The organism is Vibrio tetraodonis (genome assembly GCF_003350295.1).
GTDB classification, from domain to species: domain Bacteria; phylum Pseudomonadota; class Gammaproteobacteria; order Enterobacterales; family Vibrionaceae; genus Vibrio; species Vibrio tetraodonis.
The window spans coordinates 84,548-100,721 of record NZ_QLYY01000007.1 but is presented as its reverse complement, the minus strand read 5'-3'; the positions used below and the strand labels follow the sequence as shown (position 1 = coordinate 100,721).

At 42.0% G+C, this 16,174-nt stretch carries 9 protein-coding genes; 6 read left to right on the top strand and 3 right to left on the bottom strand.

The features are described 5' to 3' along the window. Positions 1 to 84 precede the first annotated feature (84 nt). A complete protein-coding gene (locus DPF90_RS04185; protein WP_114784995.1) occupies positions 85 to 1,371 on the top strand; it encodes a peptidoglycan DD-metalloendopeptidase family protein in 1,287 nt (428 codons plus the stop codon). 21 nt (positions 1,372 to 1,392) lie between these two features. On the opposite strand, the gene DPF90_RS04180 is transcribed toward DPF90_RS04185, so the two are convergent. From DPF90_RS04180 to erpA, 3 genes are all read right to left on the bottom strand, one after another. Beyond that, on the bottom strand, positions 1,393 to 4,524 hold the full coding sequence (locus DPF90_RS04180) for an efflux RND transporter permease subunit (RefSeq protein WP_114784993.1): 3,132 nt from the start codon (positions 4,522 to 4,524) through the stop codon (positions 1,393 to 1,395). Further along, positions 4,512 to 5,615 carry an efflux RND transporter periplasmic adaptor subunit gene (locus tag DPF90_RS04175; protein ID WP_114784991.1) on the bottom strand — a complete coding sequence of 368 codons (1,104 nt, stop codon included), beginning with the start codon at positions 5,613 to 5,615 and terminating at the stop codon, positions 4,512 to 4,514. The genes DPF90_RS04180 and DPF90_RS04175 overlap by 13 nt, the downstream gene beginning before the upstream one ends. A gap of 245 nt (positions 5,616 to 5,860) precedes the next feature. Beyond that, positions 5,861 to 6,202 (bottom strand): iron-sulfur cluster insertion protein ErpA, encoded by a 342-nt coding sequence (erpA, locus tag DPF90_RS04170; protein WP_114785255.1) that lies wholly within the window; start codon positions 6,200 to 6,202, stop codon positions 5,861 to 5,863. Between the two features lie 252 nt (positions 6,203 to 6,454). Between erpA and hemL the strand changes: the two genes are divergently transcribed. The 5 genes from hemL (at position 6,455) to DPF90_RS04145 (ending at position 16,047) form a co-directional block, all read left to right on the top strand. Beyond that, the gene (hemL, locus tag DPF90_RS04165; RefSeq protein ID WP_114784989.1) at positions 6,455 to 7,747 is read left to right on the top strand and encodes a glutamate-1-semialdehyde 2,1-aminomutase; all 1,293 of its coding nucleotides are present in this window, start codon (positions 6,455 to 6,457) and stop codon (positions 7,745 to 7,747) included. Positions 7,748 to 8,018: 271 nt separating this feature from the next. Beyond that, positions 8,019 to 9,104, top strand: a complete 1,086-nt coding sequence (locus tag DPF90_RS04160; RefSeq protein WP_114784987.1) for an AI-2E family transporter — start codon at positions 8,019 to 8,021, stop codon at positions 9,102 to 9,104. Positions 9,105 to 9,181: 77 nt separating this feature from the next. Next, complete coding sequence (gene rsmC, locus DPF90_RS04155; protein ID WP_114784985.1) at positions 9,182 to 10,204, top strand: 16S rRNA (guanine(1207)-N(2))-methyltransferase RsmC; 1,023 nt, start codon at positions 9,182 to 9,184, stop codon at positions 10,202 to 10,204. A gap of 197 nt (positions 10,205 to 10,401) precedes the next feature. Beyond that, positions 10,402 to 13,788: a hybrid sensor histidine kinase/response regulator gene (locus DPF90_RS04150; protein ID WP_114784983.1), complete on the top strand. Its 3,387-nt coding sequence runs from the start codon at positions 10,402 to 10,404 to the stop codon at positions 13,786 to 13,788. 585 nt (positions 13,789 to 14,373) lie between these two features. Next, positions 14,374 to 16,047 (top strand): ABC transporter substrate-binding protein, encoded by a 1,674-nt coding sequence (locus DPF90_RS04145; RefSeq protein ID WP_114784981.1) that lies wholly within the window; start codon positions 14,374 to 14,376, stop codon positions 16,045 to 16,047. The last annotated feature ends 127 nt before the right edge of the window (positions 16,048 to 16,174 follow it).

Below are 16,174 nucleotides of genomic sequence, written 5' to 3'. Positions count from 1 at the left end.
TATTACTTGAATAGCGAGTACTTTTGAAACCAGTTAGACTAAACAGGTAACTATATTTACGGATTTTTTAGAACGAACACTAAGATGCTGTCTATTTTCAACCAGCTACCAGCTATACACAGAACCTTTATTGCGTTATTCGGTGCATTAATTATCATTGCGCTACTGCTACCTTCACCTCGAGATTTAAGCTCGGAGAAGAAGCTCTATCAGCTCGGAGAGTACTATCCAATAGATATAGATGCCCGCTCATTGACGGTTTCAGACTCAGACAGTAAAAGTTCAGCCTTGCGCTGGGAAAAACATACTGTTGGTTCCGGCGATACCATGGCTCTCCTTTTTCAAAGAGCAGGATTATCTCCTAGGCTCCTACATGAGCTCACAACGACCAACAAGGAAATAAAAAAACAGCTGACTCGAATACGTCCAGGAGATACTTTTTTATTGGGTTTTGACGTCGATAATCAGTTAGTGCAAATTTCTCGAAAAATCAGTGCCTATGAAACCTTTTTGATCACACGCTCTGAAATTGGGTTTACCTCCAGACTTGAGAAGAAAGAAGTCCACTATCAATACAATTATGCTGAAGCTAACATTTCCTCAAATTTCTGGAACGCAGGAGTTGGCGCAGGACTTACTGCCAACCAAATTATGGAACTGGCTGGGATATTTGGGTGGGACATCGACTTCGCGCTCGATATCCGAAAAGGCGACTATTTCGAAATTCTTTACCAAGACAAAATTGTTGAGGGTGAAGTGGTTGGGCAAGGCAAAATCATTGCCGCCATTTTTACCAATCAAGGCGATACCTTCAAAGCGATTTTGAATGATAAGGATGGCAATTATTATGATGAAAATGGCCGAGCAATGAGAAAAGCATTTTTGCGCTCCCCTGTCGATTTTCGTCGTGTGTCCTCAAATTTTAACCCTCGCCGCCTTCACCCTGTTACTGGCAGAGTTAAACCACACAGAGGAACAGATTATGTCGCGCCAGTAGGCACCCCAATATGGGCAGCAGGAGATGGCGTCGTACAAAAATCCAGCTACAACAAGTTCAACGGCAACTACGTTTTCATAAGACACAGCAATACTTACGTTACCAAATACCTCCACTTAACCAAGCGTAAAGTGAAAACTGGACAAAGGGTTAAACAGGGTCAAACTATAGGAACACTTGGAGGTACTGGTCGAGTAACTGGCCCACATCTTCATTATGAATTTTTGGTGCATGGTGTTCACAAAAACCCGAGGACGGTAAAATTACCGCAAGCTAAATCCCTCAGAGGCAAAGATAAAACGACTTTTATCGCCAATGCTAAGCTGAGATTAGATAAACTCAACCGCTATAGCCAATTGCTCGCAACTCAATAGCCTAACTTTTCTTCCTCGAAGTTACTCGTCTGACTTCGAGGAAGTGGCAAGGCTCTCTTGAACACAAGTGTTTATCTTGCTATCTCGACTCAACATCAAGAGGCAAGGAGTTAGAATCAATGTCAGTAATGTTGCAAATGCTAATCCCCCAGCCACCGCAGTTGCAAGCTGCGACCACCACTGAGTGCTAGGAGCACCAAACTCTACTTTTTGGTTAATCAGGTCAATGTTCATTTCTAAGACCATGGGGAGTAGACCAAGAATAGTGGTTACCGTTGTCAACAGCACTGGCCTCAAACGTTGTACTCCAGTACGCAGAATAGCATCACGTTTTTCGACACCACGTTTAATTAGCTGATTGTAAGTATCAATCAAAACAATATTATTATTCACGACAATTCCAGCCAGCGCAATGACACCTATCCCAGACATGATGACGCCAAAAGGCTTTTGGAAAATTAACAGACCAGCCAGAACACCAACCGTGGAAAACAACACCGCACTAAGAATTAAAAATGCTTGATAAAAACTGTTGAACTGGGTCAGTAAAATAAGTGCCATTGCAACCAAAGCAATCATAAAAGCTTTTTGTAAAAATGCTGACGAGTTTTCCTGCTCTTCATTCTGGCCACGAATTTTAAACTCGATCCCGTCAGGTAGTGACAACTGGGCTAATGCTTGCTCAATTTTAGGTAATTCAAGTGTTAGGTTATAACCCTCTTTCATATCTGCAAATACATTGATTACTCTGGTGCCGTCAATACGGCGAATGGTATCTTGCTTATGGCTAGGAATAATACTGGCGAAATTGGTTATTGGTACCATGCCAGCTGCTGTTTTCACTCTAAGCTGGTCAAAGCGGCCAATATCTCTTTTTTCTTGCGGATATCGGACAAGGATATCGACTTCCTCAGTCGCATCATCAGGTAAATAGTCACCTAATTTAAGCCCATTCGTAACAAATTGAACGGTATTTCCTACCAAAGTGGCGTCTGCAAGAAAACGAGACGCATCATCTCGGCGTATGTCTATCTGCCAATCAATTCCTCCTTTACTCGAAGTATCACTGATATTGGTAAACGCTGAATATCCATCCGCCCAGTGACGAACTAATTTGGCGCCAACATCAAGTTGGTCATGTGCTCGAGAGGACAATTCAATAACCAAATCATGTTCTACAGGAGGGCCTGCATCTGGAAATTTATATTCAATCTCAACACCAGCATATTGATCTGTCGAGCGCTTCAACTCTTCGATAATTGTTTTTATTTTGCGCCTATATTGCCAATCAACAGGAGTAATTTGAATCTGCCCTATTTCATCATCTCCCCCTGTTTTGGTATATACACTTTCAAACTCCTGATGGCCAAGCATTACGGACTCAATATCACGCATGATCACATCTTTTTCATCCAGCGATAAGTCGCCATGAGAACGAACTTTGACGGTAAAAAACGGTGGATCAACTTCAGGAAAAAACTCTGCGCCGAGGCCTGATTTTGCATAGGCCCAACCAACTAAAATAGCGAGTACAATAGCGCTAACGAGAATTCTAAATGGATAATGAAGGGCTGTATCTAAAGTCTGGTAGTAATATTGGGTAATCCCCTTGGCTTTGGAAAAGTCCCCGTTATCGAGCGCAAGCATTATTTCACCTTGTCTCTCTGTTGCTTGTTGCGGTTTACCAAACAAGCTCCCCATTACCGGCACAAACAAAAGTGCCATTGCCAATGATGCCGACAAGGTGGCAATCAAAGTTAGGGGGAGGTACTGCATAAACTCGCCAGTGATATCAGGCCAAAAAAGCAATGGTGCAAAAGCAGCCAAAGTCGTTGAAGTTGACGCTGTAATAGGCCATGCCATACGCTTAGCTGCCTCACGATATGCTTCTTTCCTACCTACGCCTTCTTGCATTCTCCTGTCAGCAAATTCAGTCACTACGATTGCGCCATCAACCAGCATACCGACGGCCATGATCAAAGAGAACAACACAACAATATTAATTGTTAAACCGAACACAGCCAGCACTAATAAACCCGTTAAAAACGAGCCAGGAATTGATATACCGACAAGAAATGCAGTACGGACGCCAAGAATTGCAATGATAACAACGACCACAAGAATGATGGCAGATAAAATGTTATTCTGCAGATCATTAAGCATCATTTTGACATCTTTAGACTGATCCCAAGTATATTTGACCTGCAAGTTATTGGGCCACTCTTGGTGCTTCTGCGCTTCCATAAGCACTTGTTTGATGAGAGCAACTGTTTCAATGATGTTTTCACCCGCACGCTTCTTTACATCGAGAACGATCGCAGATTGCCCATCTAAGCGTGCATAACTTTCAGGGTCTCGAAAAGCTCGCCGAACATTTGCTACATCGCCAAAAGTAATCACTTGCTTGCCGTCAACTTTAACTGGTAACTCTAATACATCTTTGATGGAATCGAATACAGAAGGGACTTTGACCGAGAACCGACCATAACCTGTATCAACAAAACCTGCCGCAACAACCCTATTATTTAGAGCAATCAAATTATAGATATCAGCTTGATCAAGGCCATAGCTTTCCATCAGCAAGGGATCAACTATGATTTCGACAATATCCTCTCTATCTCCAGCAATATCAACTTCAAGAACTTGACGGAAACTTTCGAGCCTATCCCTTAATTGGCGAGCAATTTTTACCACGGTTCTCTCTGGGACGCCGCCATAAAGCACAACCGTTAAGGCTGGCTCTTGAGACGCAAAAGTGACTTCATTAACTGTTGGTTCATCACTATCTTCAGGTAGTCTCGGCTTAGCTAAATCGACGGCTTCGCGAACATCAGACATGGCTTTGTTCAGATCAATCCCAACACTAAATTCAAGCATCACTGAAGCATGTCCCTCAGATGCTTTAGATGTCATTTCTTTCACCCCTTCAATCGAACGTAACTCCTGTTCAATAGGGCGAACAAGCAGTCGCTCTGAATCGGCTGGAGAAATACCTTGATGACCAACAGACACATAAATGATAGGGATTGTGATATCTGGGCTCGATTCTTTAGGCACTGTAAAATAAGTCGACACCCCTGCAACTAAAACAAAAACTAACAGAACCAACATTGTTCTGACCCGAGAGAGAGCCGCATCAATCAAGGAGTACATAACTTACCCTCACTTTTTTGCTCGACCGCAATCACTGTATCGCCATGGAGAACAAAACCTTGGCCGACAGTAATAATACTTACCTGTTCTCCCAACCCTGTAAGCCAGACACCATCTTGTTCAGCTTTGACTAACTTAATTGGTACAAAGTTAACCTGTTCATTAGTCAAAGTTTTTATCCCCAAGTTGCCAGATTCATCCAGTGCAAGCATGGCTGGCGTGACTTTAACCGCCAACTGCTCATAAAGATTTAGTTCCACTTCAGCACTCACCCCAGCAGGGATTTTTTGTTGAGGATTGGGCAAGAGGATTTCTATCGGAAAAGTATTAGTCTCAGGGGATGAGACTCTGGAAATATAGCTGACTTTACCTTCAACTTCATTATCACCTATAAAGGACACCCGAGCGGGTTGCTGGAGCGCCAAGTTTTGGATATGCCGTTCGCTCACATCGGCTTCTATTACTATCTGACGAAGATCAATTAATGTCGCGACAGGATCGCCAACACTGACAAAATCACCAAGCTCTATGTATAAACGCTCAATAACACCACCAAACGGTGCTTTAACTGCTGTATTGGCAAGGGCAAGTTTTGCATTTCTCAGCTCCGCTCTTGCTTCAATTAGGTCTGCCTGAGCCTTACTAAAAGCGACCTCTCCTTGTAACCCTTTATTTTTTAGAGATTGAGCTGCCTTGTATTCCTTTTCCCTAACTTTAAGTACTGCACCAGCTCGTTCTACCTGGATATCCAAATCACCTTTATCGATACGCGCAATCACTTGCCCTTTAATGACAACTTCGCCTTTATCCACGGTCAACTCTACGATCTTACCCGCTATTTCAGCGCCCAATTTAGCTTGCTTATCAGGGGCTGTTCTTCCATATAAACTTATCGACTTTTGAACTTTTTGAGCAGTATATGTTTGGAAACCGACCTTTGCTTTAGGGCTATCATTCAAAGTGTTCGATAGCGTATTTTCTTCAGCAATGAGAGTCCCTAGTCCTAACCAAATCGATAAAGCAATAATAATAGCCATTGACAAAATATAAGGTTTTGAGGAAAGAAATTGGAAGAATGACAATCTGCTCATAACAATCCTTTGTCGAGTATATGCATCAAATCTCAATAACTCAGGATATAAATGAACCCACTAAAAATAAAACACGCTGAACCAGTAATTTAGCCAATGTCTCAGTTATTACATCTAGCAGCTGAGAGTTTGTGACGTGCTGAAACTAGATCAGATTGATTTCGAAAACGTAAGAAGTGAACAGTTAAGGAAATAATTCTAAGAGGCAAAAGCCGCGGTGGTACGCGGCTTGTTTAAATCAGTCTTTACACGCTAAACGACGCGCCGCAACCACAAGTTGTTGTTGCATTTGGGTTACTCACGAAAAAGCGTGAGCCTTCTAGTCCTTCGGTATAATCAACTTCCCCCCCCACAAGGTACTGTAAACTCATGGGGTCAACGACTAAAGTAACACCACTATTAATTATCGTTGTATCACCGTCATTCACATTCTCATCAAATGTAAAACCGTATTGAAAGCCACTACAACCGCCACCTGTGATATAAACACGTAGCTTGAGATTTGGGTTTTCTTCTTCAGCAATTAACACTCCCACTCTGTTGGCGGCAGCATCTGAAAAGGTTAGTGGAATATTGACTTCACTCACGATGACCTCTCTCACATTTCGATCCAATAAACATAGTTACTATCGAATACATCATTATTTTAGTTCTTCTTATTATCTAATACCTGAGTGCTCCGTTCAAGTATTCACCATCTAAGCTTATTTTTTTCGTTAAATCACTGCTTTAGTGACGAAAAAAACACATACCGGACTGCAAAATGTTTCATGTATAAAGATGACCATGTACAATGTGCGCCTAAATTGGTCCGAAGTAATCAAAATGAGGGTATATCCATGACCAAATCAGCAGAGCTTTACGAAAAAGCCCAACAAACGATCCCTGGAGGAGTTAATTCTCCTGTGCGTGCTTTTAATGGTGTAGGTGGAGCACCTATTTTTGTAGAGCGTGCGGACGGTCCGTTAATTTTTGATGCTGATGGAAAAGCGTATATCGATTACGTTGGATCTTGGGGCCCCATGATCCTTGGGCATAATCATGCAGTCGTGCGTGAAGCCGTGATTGAGGCCGCACAGAGAGGCCTAAGTTTTGGTGCTCCAACAGAAATGGAAATTAAAATGGCAGAGCTGGTTTCCGAGTTAGTGCCATCTATGGAACAAGTTCGTATGGTAAGCTCAGGCACCGAAGCAACAATGAGTGCCATTCGCCTGGCCCGCGGTTACACAGGACGAGATAAAATTGTTAAGTTTGAAGGCTGTTACCATGGCCATGCTGATAGCTTACTTGTAAAAGCTGGATCGGGCGCACTTACGCTAGGTCAGCCAAGCTCACCAGGCGTCCCAGCGGATTTCGCTAAGCACACCTTAACTGCTACCTTCAACGATTTAGATTCAGTACGTGAGCTTTTCGCCGCAAACAAAGGCGACATAGCTTGTATTATTGTTGAGCCAGTTGCGGGGAATATGAACTGTATTCCTCCTGTAGAGGGTTTCCATGAAGGACTGCGCGAAATCTGTGATCAAGAAGGCACCCTACTTATCTTTGATGAGGTTATGACAGGCTTTCGAGTGGCGTTGGGCGGAGCTCAGGGTTACTACAAAATAACCCCTGATATAACAACCTTAGGAAAAGTCATCGGTGGTGGAATGCCTGTCGGTGCATTTGGTGGTAAAAAAGAAATAATGCAGCATATCGCACCAACAGGCCCTGTTTATCAGGCTGGCACTCTATCAGGAAATCCAATTGCAATGGCCGCCGGGTATGCATGCCTAAACCTACTCAAAGAAGAGGGTAACGAGCAAGCTTTAGCCACTAAGACACAACAGCTCGCCAAGGGCTTTAAATCACTCGCAGAACAACATGGAATTCCACTCGTAGTCAATCAAGTAGGCGGCATGTTTGGCTTTTTCTTCACAGAGCAAGCACAAATAACTCGCTATGAAGACGTGGCTAAATGTGATATCGAACGATTTAAGCGCTTCTTCCATTTAATGCTTGAGCACGGTGTTTACCTAGCTCCTTCAGCGTTTGAAGCCAGCTTTACATCACTGGCTCATGGAAGCAAAGAAATTGAAGCAACGCTCGAAGCTGCCGACCGCTGTTTTGCTCTTTTAGCAAAAGAAGCCTAATACGTTTCCAACAACTAGGAATCACTAGATTTTTAGGTGATTCCTAGTTGGTATTAACTCCAATACAAAATAGCCAGTACACTCAGTAAAATCACCATTAACCAAAACCAAGGTATTTTTCGCTTGGCTTGAGTGCCAGTACAGCAAGATTTTTCCTCATTACAACATCCCATTAAATTTCCCTCTAGACATAACACTTTGGTTTTACGTTGAAGACTCAGCAGATTATGGCCATTATACCTACATCTAACTGAATAATTGGATCGCAAACGTGTCAGGAAAATTTAAAATTACATCCAGCCATTGGGTGATCGTTGTTGCTCTTCTCGCGGCAGGCTTTGCCTGTTTCTTGTTGGTTGAGCCTTATATAAACTCTATTGTCATGGCCTTCATCATATCGCTTTTGATGTTTCCAATACATGACAAAATCGAAACACGCCTGGGCAGTCATAGAAATCTGGCGTCATTACTTTCTTGCATGCTACTCTCTGTTATCATTGTCTTACCACTTCTATTTGTTTTTGCAGCCATTGTTCAACAAGGCTCTACTTTTTCACAGAATGTGTATCAGTGGGTCACACAAGGCGGTATTCAGGCCTTATTTGAGCATCCATGGATAGTAAAAGCTTTATCTATAGTTAATACTTACCTCCCGTTTGACGAAATTAAACCACAAGAAGTTGGTCAAAAAATCGCTCAGTTTGCGACATCATTTGGCACCAATTTAGTAGGAATTAGCGCCAAGATCCTTGGAGATGCCACCAGTTTTCTCCTCAACTTCTTTTTGATGCTATTTGTGTTATTTTTCTTGCTTCGCGACCACGATACGATTATTGCAGCGATACGTCATATCCTACCACTATCTCGAAGCCAAGAAGACAAACTGCTTGAAGAAGTAGAAAAAGTATCAAAATCAGCCGTGATGGGATCTTTTCTAACCGCGATCGCACAAGGCTTTGCCGGAGGCATAGGTATGTGGCTAGCAGGCTTTCAAGGTCTTTTCTGGGGAACCATGATGGGATTCGCTTCATTTATCCCTGTGGTAGGTACCGCATTAATTTGGATACCTGCAGCGATTTACCTATTTTTAACCGGTGATACAACATGGGGAATATTTCTTACAATATGGAGCATCGCTGTGGTTGGTTCGATCGATAACTTACTCAGACCATTTTTGATGCAAGGCAGTGCGGGAATGAACACATTAATGATTTTCTTCTCCCTGCTCGGAGGACTCCATTTGTTTGGATTAATAGGGCTCATATACGGACCACTAATCTTCGCTATCACAATGGTGCTGTTTAATATTTATGAGGAAGAATTCAAACACTTCCTCGATGAACAAGATCAAAACTAAGATCTCATAGAAAAGCAGGCTTCAAGAATTCAGGGGATTGTGAGAAAATCCCCCATCTTTTTTTTCCAGAGCCTATTATGTCTGCCTACATTGCCCCGAGCCAAATTGCACAGAGACAACTCGACTATTTCGCAGGTAAAAACCTTATTGTTGCTGGCGAGCTAGAAGATCTGTTTCCGATAGAGCTTACGAAACACTGTGAGTCTGTGACTGTTTTTACCACTAACTACAGTTATTACCGCCAGCTTGAACCATGTGAGCAGCTATCTACTGTATTTGGCTCAGAGTTCGATAAAGAGACCAAAGCCGATATGATTTTGCTTTACTGGCCAAAAGCCAAAGCAGAGGCTGAGTTTTTATTGACCATGCTACTTTGCAAACTAGGCGTTGATACTGAAGTTGTCATCGTAGGAGAAAATCGCTCTGGCATAAAAAGTGTAGAAAAGATGTTCAAACCTTTTGGTTCCATTGGCAAATATGACTCAGCGAGACGTTGTTCTTTCTATTGGGGAAAGTGTACCCAGCCACCAGCATGCTTTTCCATCAATGATTGGTTTAAAGAATATACGGTTAACTACAAAAGTCAGCAGCTTGTTATAAGAAGTTTGCCCGGTGTATTTAGTCACGGTCAATTTGATGTAGGGAGTCAGTTGCTATTAGACAGTCTGCCTGCCCTCAATGGTAAGGTTCTTGATTTTGGCTGCGGAGCAGGCGTTATTGGCTGTGTCATGAAAAGTATAAATCCTGACATAGAGTTAGAAATGTGTGATATCAATGCACTAGCAGTAGAGTCAAGCATAGCAACGTTAGCAGCCAATGACTTAAGTGGAAAAGTGTTTGCTTCTGATGTTTACTCTAACACCAGTCAGGATTATCAATTTATCATCAGTAATCCACCTTTTCACTCTGGATTAGAAACGAGTTATGATGCGACAGAGTCTCTTCTTGCCCATGCGCCAAGATACCAAGCAGAAGAAGGTCAGTTGTTTATCGTGGCGAATAGTTTTCTCAAATACCCTCCGATTATTAATAATGCCTTTGGTCATTGTGAGACGATAAACAAGACCAACAAATTTGCAATTTATCACGCAAAAAAATAATTAATTAAGCTCAATACCAATCAACTATTGAGCTAAAACCCACCTTACGGCAAAAAATTCAGGTTGATTCCACGCTTTGCATCTAACTTACTTGTCAAAGTAAAAAAACTCGTTAATTTTGTCATTCTAAGTGGTTTACGTTTTTTTGATTGAGCATTCTAATGCCAGCCTACACTAGGGAAAGTTAAGCCAAGCTTATGTTTAAGTTATATAGAAAACAGAGATTTAAGCGACTAAAACACACTCTCATGCTCGCCTTTATGATACTGAGCATTACCCCTCTTACCGCTGTCGCATTGTTTTTCCTGCACTCTCACAGTCAAGATCTTGAAAAGCAAAGTACATCACATTTAGTTTCGGTGCGTGATAATAAAAAGCAGCAGCTTTTAGATTACATGATGGCCAAACAATCTGAAGTAATGGGTTTTGTCCGCTCAGAGTTGGCTTACGCCAGTGGTGGACGTTTTTATGGCTTAGTAAATGCCTTTCGGAGCTTAGGTTTGGACATAGAGCAAGCTCGGGAGTACGCACAGCAACGCTATATCAAGGGCTCAGGAGATCAAGTAAAAACCTCTATTCTTCCTCAATCTAATTTATATAACGGTACTGAGAGATACCGTTTGCTTCATAAGCGTTATCATAGAGCCTATGTTGAACTTTTAAGACGCTCTGATTTTGATGATATTCTGTTAGTCGATTTGGAAGGTAACGTGACTTATTCTACCCTAAAATACGACAATTTTGGTACAAACCTACTAACAGGGCGCTACAAAAACACCCATCTTGGTAATACATTTAAAAAGCTTACAGATGAAGTAACAAAAGAGCGTAAAACCAATGAAGAATATACGCCAATCATCATCTCGGATTTCAGGGTAGATGGCAAAAAGCAAGTCGCTTGGCTAGGCGCTCCAATCATTCAGCAGGGCTACCTCCATAGCTATGCTATGTTCCGCTTGCCTAATAATGGAATAACCAAGCTTATCTCTGATCATAAAGACACCGCTGAGATGAAAACTTTACTTGTTGGTCAAGACCATCTCTCTAGAACATTGAAGGTACAACAAGAAGACATTGATAATAGCTATCAAGTGGTTGGCAAAGCTCTTAGTGGCGATACGGCGGTTGGCACCTATATAAATAAGTTAGGTGACGGTATTATTGCCGCCTATAGTCAGATTTCCTTTAACGGCATTAATTGGGCGATTATTGTTGAAGTGCCCGAGAAGGTAGCCTTTGCTCGCGTGCACCAGCTCGAAACCATCTTTATTTTTGCCATGCTGATTGCCATTGCACTGGTGATTCTTGCCTCTCATTACCTTTCTCAATTTATTACAGCCCCCTTATTAAGGCTAACTTGGGCAGCAGAAAAAGTATCCGCGGGAAACCTCGATACAGATATAGTCAATACCCAGCGTAAGGATGAGATTGGCAGGCTCGCACTTAGTTTCGAGCGTATGCAGCGCTCAATACGTGACAAAATACAATTAATTGAAAAGCAAAATATGGAGCTTGAGAAAAACCTTCAAGTGATCCAAAAACAAAACGAAGATCTACAACTTACCAATCGGCTTAAAGATGAGTTTCTCGCAACCACATCTCATGAGCTCAGAACCCCGCTTCATGGCATGGTAGGGATAGCAGAAGCGCTGATATCTGGAGCCAATGGTCCTATGACGGCCGATCATAGGTATCAACTGAATATTATTATCAATAGTGGCCAGCGCCTAGCAAATTTGGTTGACGACTTACTTGATTATCACAAAATGCGCTATGGAAAGCTGGATATTGAGGCGAGAGCCGTCAATATATCGGGGGCAGCGCGCCTAGTCATGGAACTCTCTTCCCACCTAATTGGTAACAAACCCATTCGAGTGATTAACCAAGTACCAGAGGAACCTTTATGGGTATGCGCGGACCCACAACGTCTGGAGCAGGTTCTGTACAACCTAATTGGTAACGCCATCAAGTATACAAATGAAGGTAAGATTGTTATATCAGCATGTCAAATAGACGATAATATTCGTGTTCAGGTTGTCGATACGGGACAAGGTATACCTACGGGTCAGTTAGAACATATATTTGAGCCTCTAACTCAGGCAAACAGTGACAATGGGCATTATCAGCAAGGTGCTGGTCTTGGCCTCTCAATTTGCCGTCAATTGATCGATTTAATGAAGGGGCACTTGTACGTCAGTAGCCAACCTATGGTAGGAACCACCTTCAGCTTTACGCTTCCGATAGCATCTGAAACTCAAATAGAGCAAACTTATAATACTGATGGTTTACATTTCAAAGCTCCAGAAGTTATTGATATAGAGCCTTTTGAAAGCTCGTCAACTAGTGAAGATGAATCAGCGCCTATGCTTCTGGTCGTAGACGATGAGCCTGTAAACTTACGAATTCTTGACAGCTTCCTGCGCGTAGAAGGATACCGAATAAGAACAGCTCAAAATGGAGAGGAAGCAATAAAAGCGCTTAATAACGAAAAGCCCGCTCTCGTGCTATTAGATATTATGATGCCAGGTGTCAGTGGTTATCAGGTTTGTCAAACCATACGCACACAATTCGATCATGCCCAGCTACCCATTATTATGTTAACCGCTTTAAATCAGCCTGAGGACAGGGTTAGAGGATTTGACGCTGGTGCCAATGATTACTTATCAAAGCCATTTAATAAACAAGAGCTTGCTGCTAGAATCAAAGCGCATCTGACAGCAAGTAAAGCCGAGCTGCGTAAAGTTGAGAATCAACAGCTCAAAGGTGAAATACAACAAAGAGCTAGGGTCGAAGCCAGCTTACTTGAAACGCAAGGACGCTTATTAGAACAACTAGAATCTGCGCCAGAAGCTATCATATGTGTCAGAGATGACAATAGAATACGTTTTACCAATGAAGCGGCTTCCTTACTCTTTAAGCGCACTTCAGAACAGCTTAAACGCTCGAGAGCAGATGAGCTAATTTCTCGTAAATTCCTAGAAATCCAAAAACCTCATTACTGTGGCCCTATCGATGTCTACGTTAATGAAGTCCGCCAATCTCTCTCTGCAGATATTGTAAGCCTCCCGACCAACTCTGGACTCAAATCAATGTATATTTTTGACATTGGAGGAGGAATTAACACCACGCGCTTAAATCATTTAGAAACGGCGGTAGAAGCTCTTTCTAGTTACGCCTTTGAAGGTGATAAAGCGAAACTTCTCGAGCTCAAAGAGCTTGGAGATGAATTTAGCGATCTTGTCGAAAGAGGCGTTCATAGTGACAAATCAAAGCAGGAAATCATGCGTGAAATACTGGTTGATTCGATGACCAGCGGCCTTGCGTACTGGGAAAATGTGACTGGTCTAAGTAAGTTTGATTTTGCTGAACAAAGTGGTTTATGGCGAGTCTATTTAGATCGCAGTACATTGCAAACCCGAACCCTAGATAAATATTTGAGAGTAGAAACATTACCTAAAACCCCTCGCTGGAGGACTGTACTGAGTTCATTGGAGTTCATTCTAGAGCACTGCAAAGAAATGACTCCAGAGCGAAGCCACATTGAAAATTTGCATGATAAGCTTCAGCACTTGCTAACAAACTAGATATTGATAGCTACTCAGTGTTCCGGAACAATAAGAGCAGCACCACAATGCTTTAAGAATTAGCGAATATATGAATCTATAATCCGGCTTAACTTGCAATATTAATTGGCTAAATTGGTATAAAGTCATCAGTTTGAGAACGTAATCACAACAAGACGGCAGAATTTATTCAGGTCAATACTACTGCCAATAATTACACTAGTGACAATGATCTCATAAAGAAACTCACATTTTAAAACTAAAGATTTTTCTGGGAATAAAAGTAAGTAAACACTCACATAAACTTATTTTAACGTGCGAAATTGAAGCTGCAAAGCCCATTGTAAGGCTAGGGATACATATCGTAATACTTAGCATTTAACGTCATTAACGGTAATCACAAGACTTTTAACGCTTTTAACGAGAAATAGAATTGCCTAATGAAACAATAGAGTGTTTGCTTAATTGACCTAGTGTCTACAGGCCACTCTTATTAGTCAAATGACATTTTAAAGTCAGTAATATTGAGGTAGTTGCTGGGAAATGCTTATCGTTGAAAACACGTGGCTCTCTATGTGACATGAAAGCAAAAAGTAAGGAACAGCTATGCTTGCCAATATAACGAAAACAGTGCTAGCCACAGTTATCATAGCTGCGGGGCTCAGTCCCGCAGCTATGGCAACTGAGCGCAGCGAGCTAACCATTCATCCCAAAGAATTTTCCACATTCGTGCGTAACTTTAACCCCTATTTAGGTGCTACTCATCTACATACTACATGGGATTTCATCTATGAGCCCTTGGTTGTATTCAATGAAATGCAAGAGAATAAGCCTGTTTTTCGCTTAGCGAGCAGCTACTCGCTATCAAAAGATCTTACCAATGTCACATTTTACTTGCGCCAAGATGTAAATTGGTCTGATGGCCAACCCTTTAACGCAAACGATGTGGTTTACTCCTTTAATCTAGTGAAAAACAACCCAGAGCTTGACCAAAGTGGTATCAATTCATGGGTTTCCAGTGTAAAAAGAATCAACGACTACCGAGTTAGATTTGAGCTTACAGAAGCTAACTCTAATGCACCTTATGAGATAGTCAAAGTTCCAATTGTGCCAGAACACATCTGGAAAAATGTTAAAGACCCTTCCACCTTTTCAAACAAAAACCCTGTCGGTTCCGGCCCTTTTACAGAAATCGACACTTTCACATCCCAGCTCTATATTCAATGTCGCAACCCTAATTATTGGGACTCTAAAAACCTCGAGGTTGATTGCTTGAGGGTTCCACAGATTGCAAACAATGATCAGTTCTTGGGTAAAGTCGTCAATGGTGAACTCGACTGGACATCCTCATTTATTCCAGATATCGATCGTACCTATGCGGCTTCCAACCCCAATCACCACTACTGGTATCCGCCGTCAGGCACTCAAGCTTTCGTTATAAACTTCAAAAACCCTGATCCCGCCAAACGTGAGGCACTAACCAATGTCGATTTTAGACGTGCATTTTCTATGGCCCTCGACAGGCAGACCATTATAGATATTGCTTTCTATGGCGGCGGTACAATAAATGATTTTGCTTCTGGTCTAGGTTATGCCTTTGAGTCTTGGTCAGACGAAAGCATCCATAATAAGTACAAAGCCTATAACACCTATAATGTTAAAGGCTCAAAAGACTTATTGGCTCAAGCTGGATTTAAAGATATCAATCAAGATGGCTTTGTTGAGACACCTTCGGGCCTAGCATTCGAACTATTGATTCAATCCCCTAACGGTTGGACTGACTTTAATAACACAGTTCAATTAGCCGTTGAGCAGCTCGCGGAGGTTGGCATAAAAGCTAAAGCACGTACGCCAGATTTCTCTGTTTATAATCAAGCTATGCTCGAGGCAAAATACGATGTTGCCTACACCAATTATTTTCATGGTGCTGACCCTTATACCTATTGGAATAGTGCTTATAACTCAGCACTTCAATCCGGTGAAGGCATGCCCCGTTTTGCCATGCACTTTTACCAAAATAACAAACTAGATAACCTGCTCAATAGCTTTTATAAAACGGCGAATAGAAAAGAGCAACTGGATATCGCCCACGGTATACAAAAGATCATTGCTACAGATCAGGTAACGATTCCCGTTTTATCTGGTGCTTACATGTATCAATACAATACCATGCGCTTTACTGGCTGGTGGAATGAAGATAATCCAAAAGGTCGTCCCAATATCTGGGCAGGTATTCCTGAGCGCCTGCTTCATGTATTAGATTTAAAGCCCGTTCAATAAAACAACACCATAGCAGCGCCTCAAATTCAGACGCTGCTTTCATTTCTATATAGCTTCAGTTATTGGTATATGGCGTATATCGTCAGGACATATTGCATCATGAACTTCATTGATGACTCACAAACAG